General features: G+C 60.4%; 5 protein-coding genes. 3 read left to right on the top strand and 2 right to left on the bottom strand.

What is annotated here, in order from left to right; translation table 11 throughout:
• Positions 1 to 1,515 (bottom strand): PucR family transcriptional regulator (locus tag EN984_RS17710; protein WP_127383854.1); only part of this gene is annotated, 1,515 nt, incomplete at its 3' end.
• Between the two features lie 163 nt (positions 1,516 to 1,678).
• On the opposite strand from EN984_RS17710, the gene EN984_RS17715 reads away from it, so the two are divergent.
• Positions 1,679 to 2,260 (top strand): amino acid synthesis family protein, encoded by a 582-nt coding sequence (locus tag EN984_RS17715; protein ID WP_127266844.1) that lies wholly within the window; start codon positions 1,679 to 1,681, stop codon positions 2,258 to 2,260.
• 787 nt (positions 2,261 to 3,047) lie between these two features.
• Positions 3,048 to 3,365 carry a metalloregulator ArsR/SmtB family transcription factor gene (locus EN984_RS17720; protein ID WP_164748698.1) on the top strand — a complete coding sequence of 106 codons (318 nt, stop codon included), beginning with the start codon at positions 3,048 to 3,050 and terminating at the stop codon, positions 3,363 to 3,365.
• Between the two features lie 189 nt (positions 3,366 to 3,554).
• Here EN984_RS17720 and EN984_RS17725 read toward each other — a convergent pair whose 3' ends face one another.
• A complete protein-coding gene (locus EN984_RS17725) occupies positions 3,555 to 3,854 on the bottom strand; it encodes a DUF1236 domain-containing protein (RefSeq protein WP_127266845.1) in 300 nt (99 codons plus the stop codon).
• A gap of 422 nt (positions 3,855 to 4,276) precedes the next feature.
• On the opposite strand from EN984_RS17725, the gene EN984_RS17735 reads away from it, so the two are divergent.
• Complete coding sequence (locus EN984_RS17735) at positions 4,277 to 4,654, top strand: low affinity iron permease family protein (RefSeq protein ID WP_127266847.1); 378 nt, start codon at positions 4,277 to 4,279, stop codon at positions 4,652 to 4,654.
• Positions 4,655 to 4,692 lie beyond the last annotated feature (38 nt).

The raw sequence follows: 4,692 nt of genomic DNA on the forward strand, positions 1-4,692 counted from the left end.
CACGTCCGGAGCGTCGGCAGCGGCGACCAATATCGGCAGCGGACCGAAATCCTGGCCGGCAAAAACGCCGGTGCGCCCGAAGGAACGGCCGATCCGGATCATGCGGCGGCACCGCTCCCAGGCGATGGGATAATCGACCAGCGCGGCACAGGCCTCGGAAAGCACAACCACCGGCTCAGCTTCGAAATAGCGGCCAAGCCCGGCCGCAATCTTGTGCGGCAATTTCGCGAAGCGCGCGCCATCCTGCCCGGTATCGGCCGGGACAAGACAGACAAGCCCATCCTCCACCGCGATTGCCGTGCCGGCAATGCCGGCCTGCTGCAGCAGACGCATGACCTCGTGATGCGGATCGGCAAGGCCGATGGCACCGTCCTGTTCGGCGAGGTCGACGACGATCATCTTCTGTGCAACGGTCAAGTCGAGCCCCAGCCGGCGGGCGCGACTGACGATATCGGCCTCGTCGCGCCAGCGGCGCTCCGCCACCTCCAGGAAAAGCTCGGTCAGCGAGCGCGTCTCGAAACGGAAGCGCACGAAGCTGCGCATCATCTGCACGCTGAGTGCGAATTTGGTGCTGTCGAGCAGCATCTGATCGAGTTGACCAGACTCGTGAGGCGTCGGGAAAATCATCAGTGCGCCAACCACTTCGGCGTCGATGCTAAGCGGCTCGATGCGCACCGAAAGCTTGAGCTGTCGCTTGCCGTCATCGACGAACAGCGTCTCGGTGTGACGCCCGTCGGACACGCCGCGCGCTATCTTGAAGATCTGCCGGCTGAGCGTTCCGCTCACCGCCTGCTGCCAGGAGGCGGCGTCGAAATGCGCCTCGCTCGGGGAACGGCCGGCGACAACCAGATTGGCATGGAAATCGATCACCACCACAGGATTGGGTAGCAGCTCGCTGACCTTTTCGGCGAGCGAGGCCACCGATCCGTCCGACAAGGCTTGCTGCAGAAGCGAGGTGTGCGCCGATAGGGCGCGCTGCAGACGCTCGCCGGCCTGCTTCTCCTGGCGCAGCCGATGCTGCTTCTCGACCGCGATCTCACCCAGATGCACGATCATGCCGATGAAGGCGATATCCTGCGCCGTCACTTCGGTGATCTCGCGCGAAACGACGGTCAGCACCATCGGCCGGCCGTCTTCGTCGACGCAGTTCATCGGCATGACCAGAACACTGCGGTAGTCGCGCTCGAAGGCTTCTCGGCGGTAGCCCGGGAACTCCTCCGATACGCGCGCGTCCCTGATGTAGACCGGCTCGTTGCGGTTGAGCGCGACGATCGAGGGACTGGTGGCCAGCTCCCAACGGTCCGGCAACGTGCGGTGAATGAGCGTCGGGTCGTGGCGCACGATGACATAGGCGTGGCCGTGGGCGGCGTCGATGCCCATGATCGAGCCTAAAGTCCATTGGGCATGACGACAGGCCGCCAGCACGAGATGGCGCAGCACGGACTGGAGATCGCCGCCCGAATTGATGAGGCTGGCGGCGTCCCGCAAGGAGAGAATTTGCGATTCGTGGTCCACGCCTGATCTTCCGCCGCTCGCGAAGGGCGAATTTAAGCCGTCGCGGATATACGAACGCTACACCGCTTCCAAGCGGGACGCACGCCGTTTCTTCCTACGAACCGGAGGAATACCCGACGGTTGGCGTGCATTATCTTGAGCTTCCACCTGGGGAGGCCAAATCATGGAATTGCGAAAAGTCAGCACCTTCATCGAGGAAGTGCACATCGAAGGCGGCAAAGCGGGTGCAAGGCCGGTAACGTCGATCGTGGTGGCAGCCGTCCTGCGCAATCCATGGGCCGGGCGCGGCTTCGTCGAGCATTTGCGGCCGGAGATTGTCGCCATAGCGCCCCGGCTGGGGCAGGAACTCACGAGCCGCCTGATTGGATTGATGCAGGCGGAACGCATCGAAAGCTACGGCAAGGCGGCCGCCGTCGGAACCGCCGGCGAGATCGAGCATGCCTCCGCCATGATCCATACGCTGCGCTTCGGCAATGTCTTCCGCGACGCCGTCGGCGGCACGACCTATCTCGAATTCTGTAACACCCGCAACGCGCCGGGCGCGCTGCTATCGCTGCCGATGATGCACAAGAGCGAGAACGGTCGCCGCTCGCATTTCATCACCGCCAACTTCCAGATCGCCGACGGCCCGGCTGCCGACGAGATTGTCGTGGCCATCGGTGCTGCGGACGGCGGCCGGGTTCACCCACGGATTGCGGACCGCTTTCAGGACATGAAAGAGATGGAGCAGGAAGCAGCGATGTGAGGCTTGCGCTGGGTTCCACAACATCACCGTGGGTACCACAGCATCACCAATGTTCAGAGCCGGCGAATGCTGATGACGATCTCGCGGCCTATTTCGAAGAGCTTGCTAGGCTGCAGTGCAGGCTCTCCGGACCCGAAGGTGCTTGGCGAACTGCACAGGCGTCCTTGCCGTTCATCTCCGGCCATCGATGCTGTCGACATGCGGCGTTGCGATCCGGCACCTTTGATGCCGGAACTATGGCGGTAGCTAGTTTGCCAGTACCCTCCAATTGCCTGCCTCTTCAAGAGCCCGCTACGCCGGTGGCGGGCTTTCGCTTTGTTGGTGCGCAAGCGTCAGGAAGGCAGTCGCCGAATTGGCGGGAACAATTTAGCGAAAAGTAAATTCAACGGTCTTCTGGTAGGAGGCCAAAGTGTCCCAGCGAAGCATCGACAAATGACCGATTGGATCGCGCAGACCGCGAGGCAAAAGTTGATAACGCGGCCGAGAGAGAGGCGCGTTTTTTAAAGACTGCGCGACTTCGAGAACAACGCCTTGCTGCCGAAGCCAAAGGTTCCCAGGCTTCGAAGAAGGGGCGATCCAGGAGCTAAGGCGCTTAGCCGCCGACGCCGACCGTCAGACAGCGACGCCCTTCTGACGGAACATTAAGCTACGCTAATAGTTCTGACGCGCCGGAGCGCCCGACGATCCGGGCACGTCATCCTTGGCCCGCCGCTGCGGTAAATGGGAGGCGAGTTCTTTACATTCGGCCTGCGCGAGGCCCGCTCGACGCGTGAGTGAGGGAGACATCATGGATCCCGAAAAGCCCAGCATTTATGCGCCGTCCGCCGAGCTGCTCGCTGCCATGGCTAATGAAAAGCGCCTTCTCGCTCTAATCATTCTTGCCGACGGAGAAATATCCGTTTCTGATCTGGCGTCGCGATTAGGGCTTAGCAACTCCGCACTCTCCCAACATCTTAGCATAATGCGAGAATTTGGGCTGGTCACCCGGAGGCAGGAGCGTCAAAAAGCGTATTACTCGTGCACAGATCGTGCCCTGAAGGTCCTTGAACTCCTGGACTGGCTTGCTGAGAGGAAAACTCTGCCTGGCCGCGACCATCATCCATAAAGCCCGAGACCTTTGGAGAGGTTTCCTCTCGGCCTTCGCTCTAACGTGCTTCCCGCATTCGTGCCGGAGAGGCGTGCCAAGAGCGCTTGCGATGTCGCGACTTTAAGGCTCCTCATCTTCGTCCGGATGTGGAGATTTATACGCTTCAGCCCCGCCGCCAGCGATGGCGGCGGGGCTGAATTGGTTCGTTCAGTCGTAAACCTTGATGATTTTTCGGGTGCCTGGGTCCACCAGCACCGTGCGGTTGTCGACCACCACATAGCGGTATTTGACGTTGGGAACCTCATGGATCTCAACCGTGTCCGGCAGAGCTGTCCCGACATTCAGTTCCACGCCGGGGAGCTTGACCGACGCCAGGGGCTGCTGCTTCACATATTCGCGGATGACGGTGTCTTGTTCCGGCTGGATAATGATGTCGTCCGCGGCGGCTGAGCCGATCCCAGCCAAGAGCAACATCGCTGCTGCGGTGTTCTTTAGAAGCATGTTCATATCTGCACTCCCGTAGGGACTGGCGCAACACGATCATCGTCCCGCGCCGCCCGACAACTTGAACATGGAGCCGCCCTAGACGTTCCGCCTTAGGTACTTAGGTCTAGTCCCTTTGGGGCCTAAGTCTGGTCCTAGAACACGCATTGGTCCTGTCAGAGACAGCGACTGGAACGCCTGCCTCCCGCGGCTGTTGTCTCTCGAACTTGGGAGAAAGCAGATGGATAAAAGTGCTGGCCAAGCACGACGCCGATAGCAGGTTCGCGAGCCGCCCAGCTGCTCGCGAACCTATATCTTTAACTTGGAGTAGGTGACCTGATGTTGCGCGACAAAGAGAGTCGGATCTTAGAGGCAGGCTTACTGGCAGCAGTGCCTATTTGTGTGGCGATTACCGCACTGGTCGCCTTGATGACTTTGGCCCGGATATGAATCGGTTCCTTTTCGCGGCCTCCGACTTCCTATCTCGGCCGCCGGGCTTCTATGTCATTCTCATAGCAATGGTTTTGTGCACCGCCCTGGTGCCCTTTGGTCTGACAAGTGCGGTTACCTACGCCCTGTCGGTTGCCGCCATCGTGATCACTGGTGTTGTCCTTCTACAAGGCTATCGCGACACCGCCGCCATTCACGCCAAACTCGATGAGATCATCGTTTCACTGAATGAAACCAGAAATGACGTTGTCGGATTGGAGCACGCCGAGCCGGAGGAGATCAGGGAGAAGCTTGTAGAACTCGAAGCAGAGGCGTCCCGAACGATCGGCGCTGCCAGGCGCGAACTTTCGAAAGCAACAGGAGAGAGATCATGAACAATATCATTTGGCTCGTCGGTGCGGTGGTCGTCGTC

Source organism: Mesorhizobium sp. M7A.F.Ca.CA.004.12.1.1 (assembly GCF_003997835.1).
Lineage (GTDB): Bacteria > Pseudomonadota > Alphaproteobacteria > Rhizobiales > Rhizobiaceae > Mesorhizobium.

Coding starts and splice junctions, on each gene's coding strand:
- EN984_RS17715 (WP_127266844.1), top strand. CDS start 1,679: ATGGAATTGCGAAAAGTCAGCACCTTCATCGAGGAAGTGCACATCGAA.
- EN984_RS17720 (WP_164748698.1), top strand. CDS start 3,048: ATGGATCCCGAAAAGCCCAGCATTTATGCGCCGTCCGCCGAGCTGCTC.
- EN984_RS17725 (WP_127266845.1), bottom strand. CDS start 3,854: ATGAACATGCTTCTAAAGAACACCGCAGCAGCGATGTTGCTCTTGGCT.
- EN984_RS17735 (WP_127266847.1), top strand. CDS start 4,277: ATGAATCGGTTCCTTTTCGCGGCCTCCGACTTCCTATCTCGGCCGCCG.